This window comes from Frigoribacterium sp. PvP121 (genome assembly GCF_017833115.1).
Classification (GTDB): Bacteria; Actinomycetota; Actinomycetes; order Actinomycetales; family Microbacteriaceae; genus Frigoribacterium; species Frigoribacterium endophyticum.
In genome coordinates this window covers 61,526-80,394 of sequence record NZ_JAFIBR010000001.1, presented here as the reverse complement: position 1 = coordinate 80,394, position 18,869 = coordinate 61,526, and the positions used below count along the sequence as shown (strand labels likewise).

The 18,869-nt window shown below is 71.9% G+C and carries 17 protein-coding genes and 1 tRNA gene; 17 read left to right on the top strand and 1 reads right to left on the bottom strand.

Features of this window, described 5'->3' with window-relative positions:
• Positions 1-58 precede the first annotated feature (58 nt).
• On the bottom strand, positions 59-1,171 hold the full coding sequence (gene serC, locus JOE43_RS00325; RefSeq protein WP_056056963.1) for a phosphoserine transaminase: 1,113 nt from the start codon (positions 1,169-1,171) through the stop codon (positions 59-61).
• 86 nt (positions 1,172-1,257) lie between these two features.
• Between serC and JOE43_RS00320 the strand changes: the two genes are divergently transcribed.
• The 17 genes from JOE43_RS00320 (at position 1,258) to JOE43_RS00240 (ending at position 18,842) form a co-directional block, all read left to right on the top strand.
• Entirely contained in the window at positions 1,258-1,950 is a 693-nt protein-coding gene (locus JOE43_RS00320; protein WP_056056961.1) for a metal-dependent transcriptional regulator, read from the top strand.
• A gap of 257 nt (positions 1,951-2,207) precedes the next feature.
• The gene (locus JOE43_RS00315) at positions 2,208-3,146 is read left to right on the top strand and encodes a C40 family peptidase (protein ID WP_209513781.1); all 939 of its coding nucleotides are present in this window, start codon (positions 2,208-2,210) and stop codon (positions 3,144-3,146) included.
• A gap of 320 nt (positions 3,147-3,466) precedes the next feature.
• Positions 3,467-3,961, top strand: coding sequence for an HNH endonuclease (locus JOE43_RS00310; protein WP_056056958.1), 495 nt, complete (start codon positions 3,467-3,469; stop codon positions 3,959-3,961).
• Between the two features lie 34 nt (positions 3,962-3,995).
• Positions 3,996-4,067, top strand: a tRNA-Arg gene (locus JOE43_RS00305).
• Positions 4,068-4,415: 348 nt separating this feature from the next.
• Entirely contained in the window at positions 4,416-5,861 is a 1,446-nt protein-coding gene (locus JOE43_RS00300) for a sugar porter family MFS transporter (protein WP_307803176.1), read from the top strand.
• Positions 5,858-6,826, top strand: coding sequence for a 5-dehydro-2-deoxygluconokinase (gene iolC / locus JOE43_RS00295; protein WP_307803175.1), 969 nt, complete (start codon positions 5,858-5,860; stop codon positions 6,824-6,826). Before JOE43_RS00300 ends, iolC begins: the two co-directional genes overlap by 4 nt.
• Positions 6,819-7,748, top strand: coding sequence for a deoxyribose-phosphate aldolase (locus JOE43_RS00290; RefSeq protein WP_307803174.1), 930 nt, complete (start codon positions 6,819-6,821; stop codon positions 7,746-7,748). Before iolC ends, JOE43_RS00290 begins: the two co-directional genes overlap by 8 nt.
• A gap of 35 nt (positions 7,749-7,783) precedes the next feature.
• Positions 7,784-9,325, top strand: a complete 1,542-nt coding sequence (locus tag JOE43_RS00285; protein WP_209513779.1) for a CoA-acylating methylmalonate-semialdehyde dehydrogenase — start codon at positions 7,784-7,786, stop codon at positions 9,323-9,325.
• A 12-nt stretch (positions 9,326-9,337) separates the two neighbouring features.
• Positions 9,338-10,264, top strand: coding sequence for a 5-deoxy-glucuronate isomerase (gene iolB / locus JOE43_RS00280; RefSeq protein ID WP_209513777.1), 927 nt, complete (start codon positions 9,338-9,340; stop codon positions 10,262-10,264).
• The gene (iolD, locus tag JOE43_RS00275) at positions 10,261-12,159 is read left to right on the top strand and encodes a 3D-(3,5/4)-trihydroxycyclohexane-1,2-dione acylhydrolase (decyclizing) (RefSeq protein WP_209513775.1); all 1,899 of its coding nucleotides are present in this window, start codon (positions 10,261-10,263) and stop codon (positions 12,157-12,159) included. The genes iolB and iolD overlap by 4 nt, the downstream gene beginning before the upstream one ends.
• 47 nt (positions 12,160-12,206) lie before the next feature.
• Entirely contained in the window at positions 12,207-13,175 is a 969-nt protein-coding gene (locus JOE43_RS00270) for a sugar phosphate isomerase/epimerase (protein WP_209513773.1), read from the top strand.
• 33 nt (positions 13,176-13,208) lie between these two features.
• A complete protein-coding gene (locus JOE43_RS00265; RefSeq protein ID WP_209513771.1) occupies positions 13,209-14,270 on the top strand; it encodes a Gfo/Idh/MocA family protein in 1,062 nt (353 codons plus the stop codon).
• A gap of 6 nt (positions 14,271-14,276) precedes the next feature.
• Positions 14,277-15,146 carry a sugar phosphate isomerase/epimerase family protein gene (locus JOE43_RS00260; protein ID WP_209518915.1) on the top strand — a complete coding sequence of 290 codons (870 nt, stop codon included), beginning with the start codon at positions 14,277-14,279 and terminating at the stop codon, positions 15,144-15,146.
• A 59-nt stretch (positions 15,147-15,205) separates the two neighbouring features.
• Complete coding sequence (locus JOE43_RS00255; RefSeq protein WP_209513769.1) at positions 15,206-16,354, top strand: transaldolase family protein; 1,149 nt, start codon at positions 15,206-15,208, stop codon at positions 16,352-16,354.
• Between the two features lie 123 nt (positions 16,355-16,477).
• Positions 16,478-16,897, top strand: coding sequence for a tautomerase family protein (locus JOE43_RS00250; protein ID WP_209513766.1), 420 nt, complete (start codon positions 16,478-16,480; stop codon positions 16,895-16,897).
• A 40-nt stretch (positions 16,898-16,937) separates the two neighbouring features.
• Positions 16,938-17,777: an alpha/beta fold hydrolase gene (locus JOE43_RS00245; RefSeq protein WP_209513764.1), complete on the top strand. Its 840-nt coding sequence runs from the start codon at positions 16,938-16,940 to the stop codon at positions 17,775-17,777.
• A 438-nt stretch (positions 17,778-18,215) separates the two neighbouring features.
• Complete coding sequence (locus JOE43_RS00240) at positions 18,216-18,842, top strand: hypothetical protein (protein WP_209513762.1); 627 nt, start codon at positions 18,216-18,218, stop codon at positions 18,840-18,842.
• The last annotated feature ends 27 nt before the right edge of the window (positions 18,843-18,869 follow it).

Genomic DNA, 18,869 nt, shown 5'->3' with positions numbered 1-18,869 from the left:
CGACGCCCCCGCCACCTCTCGGTGACGGGGGCGTCTCGTGGTCTCGGCGAGGTGGGGCCTAGAGGGCGCCCACCACGTGCTCGATCGAGCGGATCAGCTGGCGCACGTCGTCGGGCTCGATGGCCGTGAAGGTCGCGACGCGGAGCTGGTTGCGGCCGAGCTTGCGGTACGGCTCGGTGTCGACGATGCCGTTGGCCCGCAGCGCCGCGGCCACGGCGGCGGCGTCGATCGACTCGGCGAAGTCGATCGTCGCGACGACCTGCGACCGGTGCGACGGGTCGACGACGAAGGGCGTGGCGTACTCGGAGGCGGTGGCCCAGTCGTACAGCGCCGACGACGACTCGCGGGTGCGGGCGTCGGCCCAGGCGAGGCCGCCGTTGTCGAGGATCCAGCGGGTCTGGTCCTCCAGGAGCAGCAGGGTCGTGAGGGCGGGGGTGTTCAGCGTCTGGTCGAGGCGCGAGTTGTCGATCGCGTTCTTCAGGCTGAGGAACTCGGGCACGTACCGGCCGCTCGCCGCGATGCGCTCGACGCGCTCGATCGCCGCCGGCGAGAAGAGCGCGAGCCAGAGGCCGCCGTCGGAGGCGAAGTTCTTCTGCGGCGCGAAGTAGTAGACGTCGGCCTGCGAGGCGTCGAAGTCGACGCCGCCGGCCGCGCTGGTGGCGTCGACGACGGTGAGGGCCCCGGCGTCGCCGGCGACCCGGGTGACGGGCGCCATGACGCCGGTCGACGTCTCGTTGTGCGGCCAGGCGTAGACGTCGACGCCCTCGAGCACCTCGACCTCGGCGCGCGAGCCGGGCTCGGCGCGGACGACGTGCGGGGCCTCGAGCCACGGCGTCGCCGTCGCGGCGGCGAACTTCGAGCCGAACTCGCCGAACGTGAGGTTCTCGGCCCGGCGCTCGACGAGGCCGAACGCCGCGGCGTCCCAGAAGGCGGTCGAGCCGCCGTTGCCGAGCACGACCTCGTAGCCGTCGGGCAGGTCGAAGAGCTCGGCGAGGCCCGCGCGCACGCGGCCCACGAGCTGCTTGACGGGGGCCTGGCGGTGCGACGTGCCGAGCAGCGAGGCCCCGGCCGTCACGAGGTGCTCGAGCTGAGCGCCGCGGATCTTCGAGGGGCCGCAGCCGAAGCGGCCGTCGGTGGGGAGCAGGTCAGTGGGAATGGAGATGTCCGCCATGGGTCGATCGTAGTGGGGCGCGCGAGGCTCCCCGTCGGGCCGGGTAAGCTTGCGACGTTGTCCGCGCATCACCTGGGGAGGCCCCGTTGACCGATCTCGTCGACACCACAGAGATGTACCTCCGCACGATCCTCGACCTCGAAGAAGAGGGCATCGTGCCGCTCCGGGCGCGCATCTCCGAGCGCCTCGGCCACTCCGGCCCGACGGTCTCGCAGACCATCGCCCGCATGGAGCGCGACGGGCTCGTCGTCGTCTCCGGCGACCGCCACCTCGAGCTCACGACCGAGGGCCGCAGCAAGGCCACCCACGTGATGCGCAAGCACCGCCTGGCCGAGCGCCTGCTCGCCGACGTGATCGGGCTCGACTGGGCCTACGTGCACGACGAGGCCTGCCGGTGGGAGCACGTCATGAGCGAGCAGGTCGAGCGCCGTCTGCTCGAGATGCTCGACCACCCCACCGAGTCGCCCTACGGCAACCCGATCCCCGGGCTCGACGAGCTCGGCGACTCGCCGGCCGGGCGGTTCCTCGACGGCGTCGTCAACCTCGTCTCGGTGCTCGCCGAGAACCCGGAGGGCGTCACGCGCCCCGTGCGGCGCCTCGCCGAGCCGGTGCAGTTCGAGCCGGAGCTGCTGCAGCAGCTGCACGACGCGGGCGTCACCCCGGGCGGCGTCGCCACGGTGACGAAGTCGGGCACCTACGTGCTCGTCCGCGTCGAGGGCCACGACGAGGGCCTCGAGCTGCCGACCGAGGTCGCGCAGCACATCTACGTCACGGCCTGACCGGGGGAGGCGCCCGGCCGGCTCCCAGGAGGCGCACGGCGGGCACATCGGTCCTTTACCGATTCGTTACAAAAGTCCTCCTCGAGGATGATTTCCCCGCCTCCCTCAGGTATGGTCGCTGAGTCCCCGCGCCAGGAAGCCGGCGTGGAGGCCCGTGGCAGGACGTCTCGTGCACCCGTCTCCTGCCGCTTGTCGTGAACTGACGAACGGATGGGGCAACTTCCCTAGGGTTGTCGAGACGCAGGAGACCCGCCCTCTTGACCCTCACCGAGCCCACCCAGCCCGGAGGCGCACCCGACGCCCTCCGCACTCCCCGCACCGACCTCCAGACCCGGACCGACCTCGCGCCCCGCCGCGACCTCCCGACGCGCTCCTCCGTCCGCGCCGCCGCCCTCGCGGCAGCGGCCGCCGAGGCCGCCGCCGCCCGGCCGACCCGCCGGTCGAGGGGCGGGCGCACCGTCGCGACGGCCGCCGTCATGACCCTCACCGCCGGCCTCTTCGGCACGATGGCCCTGCCGGCCTTCGCCCAGACCGCGCCGGCCTCGACCGGCTCGAGCGAGGCCGCCGCCGAGACGGCGTCGCGTCAGGCCGACGGCCAGACCGTCGCGGTCGACGCCACGGTCGCCGCCGCCGACGCGTCGCGCGACGGCTACACCGCCACCTCGCAGGAGTCGCTCGACGCCGCGGCCGCCGCGGTGGCCCTCGCCTCGCAGCGCGAGGCTGAGCGCGCCCAGCTCGCCGCGTCGTACGACAGCTACACCGGCCCCACCGCGTCGGAGTACCTCTCCGGCTCGGGCACGGCCGCCGCGACGACCTCGACCGCCACGGGCGCGACCGCGACCCCCGGCGCGTTCAGCCTCGCGAACGTCTACCAGACGGCGCTGCAGTACGTCGGCACGCCCTACGTCTTCGGCGGCGCGACCCCGGCCGGCTTCGACTGCTCGGGCTTCGTCATGTTCGTCTACGCGCAGTACGGCATCTCGATGCCGCACTCGGTGACCGCCCAGGGCGCGCTCGGCACGCCGATCTCGGCCTCCGAGGCCCAGCCCGGCGACGTCGTCGTCTTCAACGACGGGTCGCACGACGGCTTCTACGCCGGCAACGGGATGATCCTCGACGCGCCGAAGCCCGGCGGCTCGGTCAGCGTCCGCCCGCTGTGGACGAGCGCCGTGCACTACGTGCGCTTCGGGGTCTGACCCGACCCGCGCCTCCGGCACCGCGCCTCCCGCGCTCGTGAACGGACTGTGAAGAGCCGCCCCGCCTCTAGGCAGGGCGGCTCTCGCGGGTTAACCTGGCGCTCTCGGAGCACTGCTGAGACCAGGAGCGTCACATGAGCCGTTCGACCGCCGCCCGCACCATGGGTGCGTCGTCGAGCGAGCACATACGACACCCCGCCCGATGACCAGAGCACCGTCACGCGTGACGGTGCTCTTCTCGTCTGCGGACTGCTGGCCCAGCTCTCACCGAGGGCAGTCGAATCCCTGGAAGCCGTCCAGGGTGCTTCGAAAGGGAAAGCATGCGCACTCTCGTCCTCAACGCCGGTTACGAGCCCCTCGCGGTCGTCTCGTTCCGACGAGCCCTCGTGCTCGTCATGACCCAGAAGGCGACGGTGCTCGCCGCCGACGCCGAGCACCCCGTGGTCAGCACCGGCTTCGCCTACGACCGCCCGTCGGTGATCGTGCTGACGCGCTACGTGAAGATCCCGCACTCGCGGTCCGTGCCGGTGTCGCGGCGCGGAGTCCTGCGGCGCGACGCCCACCGCTGCGCCTACTGCGGTGCGACGGCGTCGACCATCGACCACGTGCAGCCGCGGTCGCGCGGCGGTGCCGACAGCTGGGAGAACCTCGTCGCATGCTGCCTGCGCTGCAACAACGTCAAGAGCGACCGGACCCCGGCCGAGATGGGCTGGTCGCTGCGCTGGCAGCCGAAGGCACCGCACGGAGTCGGCTGGGTCGTGCGCGGGGTCGAGCGGCCGCAGGAGGAGTGGGACGCGTTCCTCGCGGCCGCGTAGGCGCGGGCGCGGGTTCGGTAGACTCGCCGGGTCAGCCTCTGTAGCTCAATGGAAGAGCAGTTCCGTCCTAAGGAAAGGGTTGGGGGTTCGAGTCCCTCCAGGGGCACCGCAGCGACTCCTGCCCTCGTCACGAGGTCGCTGAGGAGCTCGCCCTCCAGGGGCACGTGACCCGAGAGGGACGTGCCCGGCTCGGCAGGACCGCTCCTCGTCCCGGTGGTCGTCGGGCCGCCTGCGGCCGTGGGGCCTCCTCCTCGACGGCCGTCCAGCGTCGGTGCCGTTCGCCGGACTGGCGACGAGGTGGGGTCGTCAGGGGCGTGCTCGCCCGAGCCGCTGATCTCTCGGTCGTGACATTGACAGGACATACGGACATGCGTAGTCTCATCACGTCGTCGAGGTCCAGGGCGGCCCCGCAGCGACGAAGCTGGGGAGAGCAACCACTACCAACGGAGGACTCGTGGTCACCAACACGTCAGGGAGCAGCCCTCGCACGGCGCTCCCCGCCCTGGTCTCAGGGCCGCACACGAAGAGACTGGGGACGGTGGCGGTCATCGCCACCTTCGGCGGTCTCCTCTTCGGCTACGACACCGGCGTCATCAACGGTGCCCTCGACTCGATGGAGGAGAGCCTCGGGCTGACCCCCGCCAGCGAGGGGATCATGGTCTCGGCCATCCTCGTCGGCGCCGCGGTGGGCGCGTTCTTCATCGGCCGCATCTCCGACGCGTTCGGGCGCAAGCCCACGATCAACACCCTCGCAATCCTCTTCTTCTTCGCCGCCCTGGCCTGCGTCCTCGCCCCGACGTGGGAGTTCCTGACGGGCGCACGGTTCTTCCTCGGCATCGCGGTCGGGGGGGCGTCGGTCACCGTCCCGGTCTTCCTCGCCGAGCTCGCGCCGACCGAGCAGCGCGGCGGGCTCGTCAGCCGCAACGAGCTCATGATCGTCTCGGGCCAGCTGGCCGCCTTCACCATCAACGCCGTCATCGGCAGCGTCTGGGGCGAGCACGACAACGTGTGGCGGTACATGCTCTCCGTCGCCGTCCTGCCCGCCATCGCCCTCTTCATCGGCATGTTCCGGGTCCCCGAGAGCCCGCGCTGGCTCATCGCCAAGGGCCGTGACGACGACGCGCTCGCCGTGCTCAAGCAGATCCGTGCCGACGACAGGGCCGTCGCCGAGATGGCCGAGGTCCGCCTCCTCGCCGCGGAGGAGAAGGAGGCCAAGAGCGCCCGTCTCGCCGACCTCGTGGCGGAGCCCTGGCTCCGCAAGATCCTGTTCATCGGGATCGGGCTGGCCGTCGCCCAGCAGCTCACCGGCATCAACTCGATCATGTACTACGGCACCCAGGTGCTCCAGCAGTCCGGCTTCTCCCAGAGCGGTGCCCTCATCGCCAACGTCGGCGCGGGCGTCATCGCGGTCGTCGCGATGCTCGTGGCCCTGCGCGTCATCAACAAGGTCGGACGACGCAACATGCTCATGTTCGGCTTCGCCGGCGTGACCGTCTTCCACCTGCTGATCGGCCTGTCGTCGCTCCTCATCCCCGAGGGCCTCGGCCGCGCCGTCGTCGTGCTGATCTTCGTCATCTGCTTCGTCGGCACCATGCAGGGCACCATCGGGCCGCTGGTCTGGCTGATGCTCTCCGAGATCTTCCCGCTGAAGCTGCGCGGCGTCGGGATGGGCCTGACCGTGCTCATCCTCTGGCTGACCAACTTCGCCGTCAGCCTGCTGTTCCCCATCCTCGTGGCGGGCATCGGCATCTCGACGACCTTCTTCATCTTCGCGGTGCTGAACGCCGCCTCCCTCGTCTTCGCCGCCACCCGGGTGCCCGAGACGAACGGGCGCTCGCTCGAGCAGCTCGAGGAGGACTTCAGCACCGGAGCCATCTACGTCGTGAAGGACGCCAAGTGACCACCGAGAACAGCACGAGCCCGCTCGACGTCCTCACCATGGGCCGCATCGGCGTCGACATCTACCCGCAGCAGTCCGGCGTGCCCCTCGAGCAGGTCGAGACGTTCAGCAAGTCCGTCGGGGGCAGCGCCACCAACGTGGCCGTCGCCGCGGCACGGCACGGTCGCCGAGCAGCAGTCCTGACGCGGACGGGCAACGACCCGTTCGGCCGCTACGCGGTCCAGGAGCTGGAGAGACTCGGCGTCTCGACCCGGCTGATCTCCACGGTCGAGGGCCTGGCCACGCCCGTGACGTTCTGCGAGATCTTCCCGCCCGACGACTTCCCGCTCTACTTCTACCGCCAGCCGAAGGCTCCCGACCTGATGATCAGCGCGGGCACCCTCGACCTCGCGGCCATCGAGCAGGCAGGGGTCTTCTGGGCGACCGCCACCGGCCTCAGCGAGGAGCCGAGCCGCCAGGCGCACCACGTCGCCTGGCGGACCCGGGCCCGTCGGCCGCTGACGATCCTCGACCTCGACTACCGACCGATGTTCTGGAGCAGCCCCGAGGTCGCCCACCGCGAGGTCGAGCGCGCCCTCGAGCACGTCACGGTCGCCGTCGGCAACCGCGAGGAGTGCGAGGTCGCCGTCGGCGAGACCGATCCCGACCGGGCCGCCGACGCGCTGCTCGAGCGGGGCGTCGAGCTCGCCGTCGTGAAGCAGGGGCCGAAGGGCGTGCTGGCCAAGACCCGCGACGAGCGGGTCGAGGTGCCCGCGCACCTCGTCGAGGTCATCAACGGCCTCGGCTCCGGCGACGGCTTCGGCGGCGCCCTCTGCCACGGCCTGCTCGAGGGCTGGTCGCTCGACCGCACCCTCCGCTTCGCGAACGCGGCCGGCGGCATCGTCGCCACCCGCTTCGAGTGCTCCACCGCCATGCCGACGACCGCCGAGGTCGAGGCCGTCCTCGAGGAGGCGCACCGTGCCTGAGCAGACCGCCAGCGTCGACGAGGCGGTCACCGCCCCGCAGTTCGACCGCCTCCGCGAGATCCGGGCCACCGAGCCGGAGCGTCTCGCTGACGTGCTCGCCTCCCGCACGCGTCGCCTCCCGCTCGAGGGCGACGGCAAGCTGTTCATCGTCGCGGCCGACCACCCGGCACGGGGCGCCCTGGGCGTCCGGGCCGACGCGACCGCGATGGCCGACCGCTACGACCTCCTCCGCCGCCTCGTCGTGGCGCTGGGTCGACCGGGCGTCGACGGGGTCCTCGGCACGCCGGACATCGTCGAGGACCTCGCCCTGCTCGGCGCCCTCGACGGCAAGGTCGTCGTCGGCAGCATGAACCGGGGCGGTCTGCAGGGCGCCTCCTTCGAGCTCGACGACCGCTTCACCGCCTACTCGGCGGCGTCGATCGCGGCCTCGGGCCTCGACTTCGCGAAGCTGCTCGTGCGCATCGGCCTCGGCGACCCGGGCACCGCGGCGACGCTCGAGGCGACCGCCCGCGCCGTCACGGAGTCCGCGGCGCTGCGCCTCCCGATCATGCTCGAGCCCTTCATGAGCGACCGGCGCGACGGACGGGTCGTCAACGACCTCACCGCCGACGCCGTCATCAAGTCCGTCGCCATCGCCTCCGGCCTGGGGGAGTCGTCGGCCTACAGCTGGCTGAAGCTGCCCGTCGTCGACGAGATGGAGCGGGTGATGGCGTCGACGACGCTGCCGACCCTCCTGCTCGGGGGCGACCCGACTGGTCACCCCGATGAGACCTACGCCCGCTGGGGCGAGGCCCTCGCGCTCCCCGGGGTCCGCGGGCTCGTCGTCGGGCGCACCCTGCTCTACCCCGCCGACGGCGACGTCGCCGCGGCCGTCGACGTGGCCGCCGGCCTCGTGCACACGGCCGAGCCCGCCCGACGCTGACCGCGCCTCCTCTCGAGATCCGGAACGGAACCACCATGACCACCACCACCAGCACCACGCCCGCCGACGGCACCGTCGCCGACGGCCGCCGCCCCCTCGTCGCGCACTGGATCGACAACGCCGAGGTGCCCGGCACGAGCGGCCGCACCGCCCCCGTCTACGACCCCGCCCTCGGCGTGGTCACGAAGGACGTCTCGCTCGCCGACCAGTCCGAGATCGACGCGGCCGTCGCCTCCGCCGCTCGGGCCTTCCCCGCCTGGCGCGATCTGTCGATCACGAAGCGGCAGCAGATCATGTTCCGCTTCCGCGAACTGCTCAACGAGCGCAAGGGCGAGCTCGCCGAGATCCTCACGTCGGAGCACGGCAAGGTGCTCAGCGACGCCCTGGGCGAGATCACGCGCGGCCTCGAGGTCGTCGAGCTGGCGACGGGGTTCCCGCACCTGATCAAGGGCGAGTTCTCGCAGCAGGTCTCGACCGGGGTCGACGTCTACTCGACGAAGGCGCCGCTCGGCGTCGTCGGCATCATCAGCCCCTTCAACTTCCCCGCGATGGTGCCGATGTGGTTCTTCCCCATCGCGATCGCCGTCGGGAACACCGTCGTCCTCAAGCCCAGCGAGAAGGACCCGTCCAGTGCGATGTTCCTCGCCCGTCTCTTCGCCGAGGCCGGTCTGCCCGAGGGCGTCTTCAACGTCCTCCACGGCGACAAGGAGGCCGTCGACGGACTGCTCAGCAACCCCGAGGTCAAGAGCATCTCGTTCGTCGGGTCCACCCCGATCGCGCAGTACATCTACGAGACCGCCGCGAAGCACGGCAAGCGCGTCCAGGCGCTCGGCGGCGCCAAGAACCACATGCTGGTGCTGCCCGACGCCGACCTCGACCTCGTCGCCGACAGCGCCATCAACGCCGGTTTCGGGTCGGCGGGCGAACGCTGCATGGCGATCAGCGTCGTCGTCGCGGTGGAGCCCGTCGCCGACGAGCTGATCGAGAAGATCACCGAGCGCATGACCGGCCTCACGGTCGGCGACGGCCGGCGGAGCTGCGACATGGGCCCCCTGGTGACCGAGCAGCACCGGGACAAGGTCGCGAGCTACATCGACATCGCCCTCGAGGACGGCGCCGTCGTCGTCGTCGACGGCCGCGGAGTCGAGGTCGACGGCGAGGCCGACGGCTTCTGGCTCGGCCCCACCCTGATCGACCAGGTGCCCCTGACCAGCCGTGTCTACACGGAGGAGATCTTCGGGCCCGTCCTCTCCGTCGTGAGGGTCGCCTCCTACGAGGAGGGCGTCGCGCTCATCAACGCTGGCGCGTACGGCAACGGCACCGCGATCTTCACCAACGACGGAGGCGCGGCGCGGCGCTTCCAGGCCGAGATCGAGGTCGGGATGATCGGCATCAACGTGCCGATCCCCGTGCCCGTCGCCTACTACTCGTTCGGCGGCTTCAAGGACAGCATCTTCGGCTCGGACAAGGCGTACGGGATGCAGGGCTTCGAGTTCTTCACCCGCGAGAAGGCGATCACGTCGCGCTGGCTCGACCCGAGCCACGGCGGCGTCGACCTCGGGTTCCCCCAGAACTGACGGGTGCGCGACATGGACGACGAGACGCGCTGGTTCTTCCCCCGCGGCGACCTGGCCCACGACGACTGGCAGACCGTGGTCGACGGCGAGCTCGACGGCTGGCAGCACACCGGCCTGCGCGTCGGCGAGCTCGCCGACGCCGCCGAGCTGCGGCTGCCTCCCCGGCAGGTGGAGCGCATGGTCGTGCCGCTGACCGGCGACGTCGTCGTCGAGTGGAGCGACGCGCGAGGCGGCTCGGGGACGGTCGAGCTCGCCGGGCGGGCCTCCGTCTTCGAAGGGCCGGCCGACGTCGTCTACCTCGGGGTCGGCACGGAGGCGCGCCTCACCGGATCGGGTCGCGTCGCGGTCGCCGAGGCGCCCGCCGACCAGGTGCTCGACCTGCAGGTGCTGCGTGCCGCCGACATCCCCGTCGAGATCAGGGGCGCGGGCCGCTCCACCCGACAGGTGCACAACTTCGGGACACCGGCGGGCCTGCACGCCCAGAAGCTGATCGTCTGCGAGGTGGTGACCCCGGCCGAGAACTGGTCGTCGTACCCGCCGCACAAGCACGACGAATCGGTGCCCGGGACGGAGTCCCGGCTCGAGGAGATCTACTACTTCGAGTCCGCCGCCAGCCGCGGTCTCGACGCCCCGGCGCAGGCCGACCCGTTCGGGATGTTCGCCACCTACAGCTCGCCTGCCGGGCAGATCCACGTCGACCAGCTCGTCCGCACCGGGGACGTCGCCCTCGTGCCCTACGGCTACCACGGCCCGGCCGTCGCCGCCCCCGGGTACGACCTCTACTACCTCAACGTCATGGCGGGCCCCGACCCCGAGCGTGCGTGGCTCATCACCGACGACCCCGCCCACGGCTGGGTGCGCACCCGGTGGGAGTCGCAGGACCCGGACCCGCGCCTTCCCTACCTCCCCTCAGCAGCACCGAAAGGACACCGCCCGTGACGACGAAGCGACTCACCGTCGGCCAGGCACTGGTCGAGTTCCTCGCCGCCCAGTGGACCGTCGACGGCGACGTGCGGGAACGCACGATCCCCGGCATGTTCGGGATCTTCGGCCACGGCAACGTCGCCGGCGTCGGCCAGGCCCTGAAGCAGTACCACGTCGACCGCCCCGGCCTGATGCCGTACCTGCAGGCCCGCAACGAACAGGCCATGGTCCACGAGGCCGTCGGCTACGCCCGGATGCACCGGAGGCGCGCCACCTACGCGAGCACCGCCTCCGTCGGCCCCGGCGCCGCCAACATGCTCACCGCAGCGGCCCTGGCGACGACCAACCGCCTCCCCGCGCTGCTGCTGCCGAGCGACACCTTCGCGACACGGGTCAGCGACCCCGTGCTGCAGCAGATCGAGATGCCGCACGACACCTCCCTGCAGGTGACCGACGCCTTCCGGCCGCTGTCGCGCTTCTTCGACCGGGTCGACCGGCCGGAGCAGCTGTTCTCGATCGCCCTCGCCGCCCTGCGGGTGCTGACCGACCCCGCCGAGACCGGGGCCGTCACGATCGCCCTCCCGGAGGACGTCCAGGCCGAGTGGCTCGACGTCCCCGAGGAGTTCCTGCAGCCGCGGGAGTGGCACGTCCGTCGCCCCGTCCCCGAGCGCGGACCGCTCGAGCGGGCCGTCGCCGCCGTCCGGTCCGCGAAGCGCCCCGTCATCGTCGCCGGCGGGGGAGTGCTCTACTCCGGCGCCGAGCAGCAGCTCGACGCCTTCGCCCGGTCGACGGGGATCCCCGTCGGGACCACGCAGGCCGGGGGCGGCGCGCTCGCCTGGGACCACCCCCTGTACCTCGGCGGCATCGGCGCCACCGGCACGACCGCCGCGAACCGCATCGCGGCCGAGGCGGACGTCGTCATCGGCATCGGCACCCGCTACAGCGACTTCACCACCGCCTCCCGCACCGCCTTCCAGGAGGCGGGCGTGCAGTTCGTGAACGTCAACATCGCGTCCTTCGACGCCTACAAGCACGGCTCCCAGCTGCCCGTCGTGGCCGACGCCCGCGAGGCGCTCGACGCCCTCGGCGCAGCTCTCGCGGAGCACACGGTCCCCGCCGAGCACTCGAGGCGCGTCGCCGCCGAGAAGGCCGCGTGGGACGACCTGGTCGACGAGGCGTTCCTGCCGTCCGGTCTCGCCCTGCCCGGCCAGCCCGAGATCATCGGCGCGGTCCAGGCCGCCAGCGACCCCACCGACGTCGTCGTCCAGGCGGCGGGGTCGCTCCCCGGCGACCTGCACAAGCTCTGGCGCGTCCGTGATCCGCTGGGCTACCACGTCGAGTACGCGTTCTCGTGCATGGGCTACGAGATCGCCGGCGGCCTCGGCGTCAAGCGGGGCGCCCCTGATCGCGACGTCATCGTCATGGTCGGCGACGGCTCGTACCTCATGCTCCACACCGAGCTCGTCACCGCCGTCGCCGAGGGCGTCAAGATCATCGTCGTGCTGATCCAGAACCACGGCTACGCGTCGATCGGGCACCTGTCCGAGACGGTCGGTGCCGACCGCTTCGGCACCCTGTACCGCAGGCTCGACCCCGACTCCCTCGACTTCCAGGGCAGCGAGGTCCTCCCGGTCGACCTGGCGATGAACGCCCGCAGCTACGGGGTCGCCGTCATCGAGGTGCAGCCGACCGAGAACGCCGTCGCCGACCTGACCGCCGCGCTGGCCACGGCCAAGGCGTCGCCCACGACCACCCTCATCCACATCAACAGCGACCCCCTCGTCTACGCCCCCGACGGCGAGGGCTGGTGGGACGTCCCCGTCGCCCAGGTCTCGACCCTCGACGCCACCGAGGCGGCCCTCGCCGACTACCGCGAGCACCGGTCGGCCCAGCGACCGCTCCTCGGCTGACTCCCTCCCCTCGACCTCACGACACGCTCACGAAAGGCACCGCCGCCATGACCGACACCGTCACCGATCCCGACGCCACACCCGTCCAGACCCCCTCCGCGACGACCGACCGCGGGCTGCGCATCGGCACGGCCCCCGACTCGTGGGGGGTGTGGTTCCCGGAGCACCCCAGTCAGATCCCGTGGCCGCGGTTCCTCGACGAGGTGCAGCAGGCCGGCTACCGGTGGATCGAGCTCGGCCCGTACGGCTACCTCCCCACCGACCCCCACCAGCTCGAGGACGAACTCGGCCAGCGCGGCCTCATGCTCTCGGCCGGGACGGTCTTCACCGGCTTCCACAAGGGCGACGACCAGTGGCAGCGCGCCTGGGACCAGGCCCTCGCCGTCGCGGGGCTCGCCTCGGCGCTCGGCGCCGAGCACCTCGTCGTCATCCCCGACCTCTGGCGCAGCGACGCCACGAGCGAGGTCCTGGAGGCGCGCACCCTCGCCGACGACCAGTGGCGGGCGCTCGGCGCCGGCCACGACAAGCTCGGCAAGGCTCTGCTCGAGGAGTTCGGGGTGAAGCAGCAGTTCCACACCCACGCCGACAGCCACGTGGGCACCCACCAGGAGACCGAGCGGTTCCTGGCCGAGACCGACGCGCGCTACACGAACCTCTGCCTCGACACCGGCCACTTCGCGTACTACGGCGGCGACGCCGTCCGCCTCGTCGAGACCCATCCCGACCGGATCGGCTACCTGCACCTCAAGCAGGTCGACTCCGACCTCCGCTTCACGGTCCTGAAGAACGACGTGCCCTTCGGCGACGCCGTCGCGATGGGCGTGATGGTCGAGCCCCCGAAGGGGGTGCCCGACCTGGCGCCGATCATCGAGGCGGTCAGCGACATCGACCCCGACATCTTCGCCATCGTCGAACAGGACATGTTCCCGGTCGAGTCGATCGACCTGCCGCTCGGCATCGCCACCCGGACCCGGGAGCACATCTTCAGCTGCTCGCGTCGCGTCCGTACCCACTAGCCGTCCCGTCACGCAGTTCGAAGGAGAACACCCATGAGCATCCCCAGCACCGGAAACCTCCGCGTCGCCGTCGTCGGCGCGGGCATGATGGGCGCCGACCACGTGTCGCGCATCACGAAGCGCATCAGCGGGGCGGAGGTCGTCGCCGTCGTCGACCCCGACGTCGCCCGCGTCACGGCAGCCGCGGAGCTCGCGCCCGGCGCCGAGACCTTCGCGTCGTTCGAGGAGGCACTCGCCGCCACGCGGCTCGACGCGGTCATCATCGCGACCCCGGGGTTCCTGCACGAGCCCGTCATCCTGCCGGCCCTGGAGGCCGGACTCGCGATCCTCAGCGAGAAGCCCCTCTCCGACACGGTCGAGTCGAGCCTCCGCATCATCGAGGCCGAGCAGAGGCTCGACCGTCCGCACATCCAGGTGGGCTTCATGCGTCGCTTCGACGCCGGCTACCTCGAGCTGCGCGAGCTCGTCGCGTCGGGGGCCCACGGCGCGCTGCTCGCCCTGCACTGCGCCCACCGGAACCCGTCGACGCCTCCCCACTTCTCCGAGTCTGCCCTCATCACCGACTCGGTCATCCACGAGATCGACGTCGTGCCGTTCGTCGTGGGCGAGCCGATCGTCTCGATCGAGGTCAAGAAGCCCCGCCGTAACTCCCTCGCCCCCGACGGGCTGCGCGACCCGCAGTTCGTGCTCCTCGAGACCGCCTCGGGCGTGCTGGCGATCGTCGAGATCAACGTGAACGTGCAGTTCGGCTACCAGGTGACGACCGACGCCGTGTTCGAGAGCGGCGTGGCGTCCATCGGCCGCCCGCAGGGCATCGAGGTCGCCGCGGCGGGCAGCACCGGCCAGGGCGTCACTCCGTCGTTCAAGGAGCGCTTCGGCGCGGCGTACGACGTCGAGGTCCAGCGCTGGGTCGACGCCGCGCACGCCGGCACCATCGACGGCCCCTCGGCGTGGGACGGCTACCTCGCGAGCGTCGTCGCCGACGCGGGCGTCGTCGCGCAGGCGTCGGGCGAGAAGGTGCCGGTGCAGTACGCGCTCGACAAGCCGGCCTTCTACGAGGTCTCGCCCGCCTCCTCCGTCCTCGCGGGGGCGTAGAGCATGGTGAAGATCGCCCTCGACCCGACGCCGCTGCACCACACCCACTCTCTCCTGGAGCTGCCCCGCAAGGTCGCCGAGCTCGGCTACGACCACCTCCAGCTGACCCCGCACGCGGACTTCATCCCGTTCTTCCGGCACCCGAAGGCCGACGACGACCTCGTCGACGCCTTCGCGGCTGCCTGCAGGGAAGCAGGCGTGCAGATCGCGTCCGTGCTGCCGGTGCTGCGCTGGTCCGGCCCGGACGAGGAGTCGCGACGCGCGGCCGTCAAGCAGTGGAAGCGGGTGATCGAGATCACGGCTCGTCTCGGCGTCGGCGTCATCAACACCGAGTTCAGCGGGCGCCCCGAGCGGCAGGAGGAGTCCGAGCGACAGTTCTACTGGTCGATGGAGGAGCTCCTGCCGATCATCGAGCGCGAGGGGATCCAGGTGTTCATCGACCCCCATCCCGACGACTTCGTCGAGGACGGCCTCGAGGCGCTGCGGGTCATCCGCGGACTGAACTCGCGGAGCGTCGGTCTGGCCTACGTGGCCTGCCACACGTTCCACTACGGCGGCGACATGGCCGGGATCATGGCGGCGGCCGGGCAGTCGCTGGGGCTGGTGCACATCGCCGACACGTTCGACCACAACCGCTCGCACGGCCTGCGCTACATCAGCAACCCGCCCGGCACCGCGGCGCGGGTGCACCAGCACCTCAAGATCGGCGACGGCGACGTCGACTGGGACGGCTTCTTCGGGGGCCTGTCGGGGATCGGCTTCCTCGACCGGTCGGACACGATCGCCGTGTCGAGCGTCTTCGCCGAGGACGAGTCGGTCGACGAGGTCAGCCGGTACCAGCTCGAGCAGATCCGCTCCCGCATCGCCGCGGCCTGAGCCCCGCAGCACAGAAGAGAGCCGCCACGACGGGGGCTCGACGACCTCAGAGGAGAGCCATGAACTCCACCACCGACACCAGCTCCGCCACCGGCACCAGCTCCGCCACCGACACCGGCATCGCCGCGCCGTCGTCCGACGACCGGCCGAGCCTGCTCCGCGCCGCACAGGACACCCCCACCAGCCTCTGGAACGACTCGGCGGACCCCGCCGAGCTGGCTGCCTCGATCGCGTTCGGCGCCGTCGGTGCGACCTGCAACCCGGTGATCGCCTACACGGTGATCAAGAACGCCATCGACACCTGGGGCCCTCGTCTGCGCGAGATGGCCGACGAGCACCCCACCGCCGGCGAGTCCGAGCTGGGCTGGCTCGCCGTCGAGGAACTGAGCGTCCAGGCGGCGACGCTGCTCGAGCCCGCCTTCCGGGCTTCGGGCGGTCGGGACGGTCGGCTGTCGATGCAGACCGATCCCCGCCTCCACCGGGACGCCGCCGCGCTCGTCGAGCAGGCCGTGCACTTCTCGGGGCTCGCGGACAACATCATCGTGAAGATCCCGGCGACGAAGGTCGGCATCGAGGCGATGGAGGAGGCCACGTACCGCGGCGTGAGCATCAACGCGACGGTCTCCTTCACGGTGGCGCAGGCGCTCGCCGTCGGCGCCGCCATCGAGCGCGGCCTCGACCGCCGCACGGCCGACGGGCTCGAGAACCACGAGTTCGGCTCGGTCGTCACCATCATGGGCGGTCGACTGGACGACTGGCTCAAGGCCGTGGCGAAGCGCGACCACGTCCTGATTGAGCCCGGCCATCTCGAGTGGGCCGGCGTCGCGGCGCTCAAGAAGGCCCACCACGAGTTCGTGGCCCGCGGCTACCGGTCGCGCATCCTCTCGGCCGCGTTCCGCAACCACCTGCAGTGGAGCGAGCTCGTCGGAGGAGACCTCGTCGTCTCGCCTCCGTTCCAGTGGCAGGTCGACATCAACGCGAACGCGGTGCCCGCCGAGCACCGCATCGACGTGCCCGTCGACCAGGACGTCCTCGACGCGCTGAGCGAGAAGCTCCCCGAGGAGTGGCACCGGGCCTACGACGTCGACGGCATGACGATCGACGAGTTCGAGCGCTTCGGAGCGTGCGTCCTCACGCTGCGGCAGTTCCTCGAGGCCGATGCGCAGCTCGACTCCCTGGTGCGCGACATCATCGTCCCTGCCGTCTGAGGCGCAGCGGGGGAGGCGCGGTGTCCGTCACGGACACCGCGCCTCCCCCCGTTCGATGTGGCACACCGGACCCGTATTTGTTAGTATGTAAGGACATAGCCCTCCGACAGAAGGACCCACCTCATGCCCCTCGTCCGCATCGACCTCATGGCCGGCCGTTCGCCGGAACAGGTCACCGCCATCGCCGACTCGATCCACGCCTCGATCGTCGAGGTCTACGGCATCCCCGTCCGCGACCGGTTCCAGGTCGTCACCGAGCTGCCCACGGGCCGCATCGTCGCCGAGGACGCCGGGCTGGGCTTCGAGCGGACCGACGGGGTCGTCATGATCCAGATCTTCACGCAGAGGGGGCGGAGCGACGACACGAAGCAGGCTCTCTACGCCCGCATCGCCGCGGGGCTCCACGACGTGGGCGTCGCCGGCGAGGACGTCTTCATCGGGTACGTCGAGAACGGCCCCCAGGACTGGTCGTTCGGCTTCGGCGTCGCGCAGTACATGAACGGCGAGCTGAAGGTCCCCGCCGCGGCGCCCGCGCTCGGGTGACGGGCGCGCGCGCCCGCCCCTCGCTGCCTAGGCTGAGCCGATGGACCGCCTGACCCGCCACCACCGTGACGGCCTCGTGTTCGAGACCACCGACTCCGGCCCCGCGGAGGGCGAGGTGATCGTGCTGCTGCACGGCTTCCCGGCCACGCGGGCCAGCTGGCGCGACGTCGTGCCCCGGCTCGAGGCGGCGGGGCTGCGCTGCCTGGTGCCGCTGCAGCGCGGCTACTCGCCGGGTGCGCGACCGCGGGGGAGGCGCGCCTACCGGTCGACCGAGCTGGTCGCCGACGTCGTGGCCCTGCTCGACGAGGCCGGCGTCGACCGCGCCCACGTCGTCGGCCACGACTGGGGCGGGGCCGTCGCGTGGAAGCTCGCCGCCGAGCACCCCGACCGGGTCGCCAGCCTCACGGTGCTGTCGACGCCGCACCCCGCGGCCCTGGCCGCCTCGCTGACGTCGTCGCTGCAGGCGCTGCGCTCCTGGTACATGGTGGCCTTCCAGCTGCCGTGGCTGCCCGAGGCGCTGCTGCGCCGCCGGCTGGCGTCCGTGCTGAGGGGCACGGGGCTGCCCGCCGAGCGGGCGGAGGAGTACGCGGGCGCGATGCGCGACTCCCGGGCCCTCACCGGCGCGATCGCCTGGTACCGCGCCCTCTGGCTGCCGGGGGGAGGCGCGAGGCCGTCGCTGGCGACCGGTCGCGTCACCGTCCCCACCCGGTACCTGTGGGGTCGCCACGACACCGCCCTCGGGCGCCGCGCCGCGGAGCTCACCACGCGTCACGTGTCGGGGCCGTACCGGTTCGTGGAGCTCGACGAGGGGCACTGGCTGCCGGAGGTCGCACCGCGCGTCGTCGCGCAGGCCGTGCTGGACGCCGTGCGGGCGATCTGAGCGGCGAGGCCCACGACCTGACGGCAGCAGGGAGGTCGGCCCCGACGGAGACCACCCCGGGGCCGGAGGAGATCTGAGGTGGGGCCGGCATCGCGGACCCCTCCGCGGCGACCCCACCGCGAGGCCAGGGACCCGAATCCCACGACCTCGTGCGAACGGCTGAGCCGCCCGATGAGAGAGACAGTACAGGCTGTGAGCGCGAACGGGCACGACGATGCCTCGACATGAAGAGGGTGTGACGCCCCTCGCGGTTCGGGCCGAGAGGGGCGTCCGTCCGCCGTCGGAGCGAGCCGACGGTGGGGCACATCGATCGGGGTACATCGAGGGCTAGGTGCCTCCGGGGGACAGCGATGGACACTACGCCCCCTTCCGCCGCCCGCTCACAGGAAAGCGTCGACGCGGCGTCCGCGCCCGCCGGGGCGCCGGTACGGTCGGGGGATGACCGACGCCACGCCCCCGGCCCTGTCCACCCGTCTGGTCGTCGCCGGCTCGCTCTTCGGCGGAGCGGCGCTCCTCGTCCTCCTGCGGCTCGTCGTCGTCGCGGCCGCGTCGTCGGCGTTCGTCTTCGTCACCGTGCTGCCGGTGCTGCTCTTCGCCGCCGCCCTCGTCGTGTCGGTCGCGCTCTGGCTGGTGAGCGGCAGCGGGTCCCAGCCGGGCATCGCGGGCCCCAGCCGCCCGGGCCGGTTGGGGCTGCGCATCGCCGCCGTGGCCCTCGTCGTGGTGCCTGCCCTGACCGCGGTGCTGCCGGCGCGCTCGCTGATCGGCTGGCAGGTCGCCGTGCTCTCCAGCGCCGTGGAGTTCATCGGCCTGGTCGCGCTCGTGCTCGCCGCCGTCGTCGTCGTGCGGGTGCGCGTCGTGCCGGCGCTCGCCGGGTGGTCGCTGCTCGTCTGGGCCGCCCTCGCCGTGGTGCGGCAGCTCTTCTTCACGTCGCCCGTGTGGCTGGGCGAGGCCAGCGTCGTGATCGCCTGGGGCGGGCAGATCCTCGCCGTCCTGTCGGCGGCCCTCGTCGCCGTCGCCTGGCTGCTCGTCGGCCTGCGGCGGGCCCCGGAGGCGCGGGTCGGCTGACGGGAGCGGGCTCCGGGGGACCCGTGG

Excerpts from the sequence above, each read along its gene's own strand:
- serC (WP_056056963.1), bottom strand. The coding sequence starts at position 1,171 with ATGGCGGACATCTCCATTCCCACTGACCTGCTCCCCACCGACGGCCGC.
- JOE43_RS00310 (WP_056056958.1), top strand. The coding sequence starts at position 3,467 with ATGCGCACTCTCGTCCTCAACGCCGGTTACGAGCCCCTCGCGGTCGTC.
- JOE43_RS00285 (WP_209513779.1), top strand. The coding sequence starts at position 7,784 with ATGACCACCACCACCAGCACCACGCCCGCCGACGGCACCGTCGCCGAC.
- iolB (WP_209513777.1), top strand. The coding sequence starts at position 9,338 with ATGGACGACGAGACGCGCTGGTTCTTCCCCCGCGGCGACCTGGCCCAC.
- JOE43_RS00270 (WP_209513773.1), top strand. The coding sequence starts at position 12,207 with ATGACCGACACCGTCACCGATCCCGACGCCACACCCGTCCAGACCCCC.
- JOE43_RS00265 (WP_209513771.1), top strand. The coding sequence starts at position 13,209 with ATGAGCATCCCCAGCACCGGAAACCTCCGCGTCGCCGTCGTCGGCGCG.
- JOE43_RS00255 (WP_209513769.1), top strand. The coding sequence starts at position 15,206 with ATGAACTCCACCACCGACACCAGCTCCGCCACCGGCACCAGCTCCGCC.
- JOE43_RS00250 (WP_209513766.1), top strand. The coding sequence starts at position 16,478 with ATGCCCCTCGTCCGCATCGACCTCATGGCCGGCCGTTCGCCGGAACAG.
- JOE43_RS00245 (WP_209513764.1), top strand. The coding sequence starts at position 16,938 with ATGGACCGCCTGACCCGCCACCACCGTGACGGCCTCGTGTTCGAGACC.
- JOE43_RS00240 (WP_209513762.1), top strand. The coding sequence starts at position 18,216 with ATGACCGACGCCACGCCCCCGGCCCTGTCCACCCGTCTGGTCGTCGCC.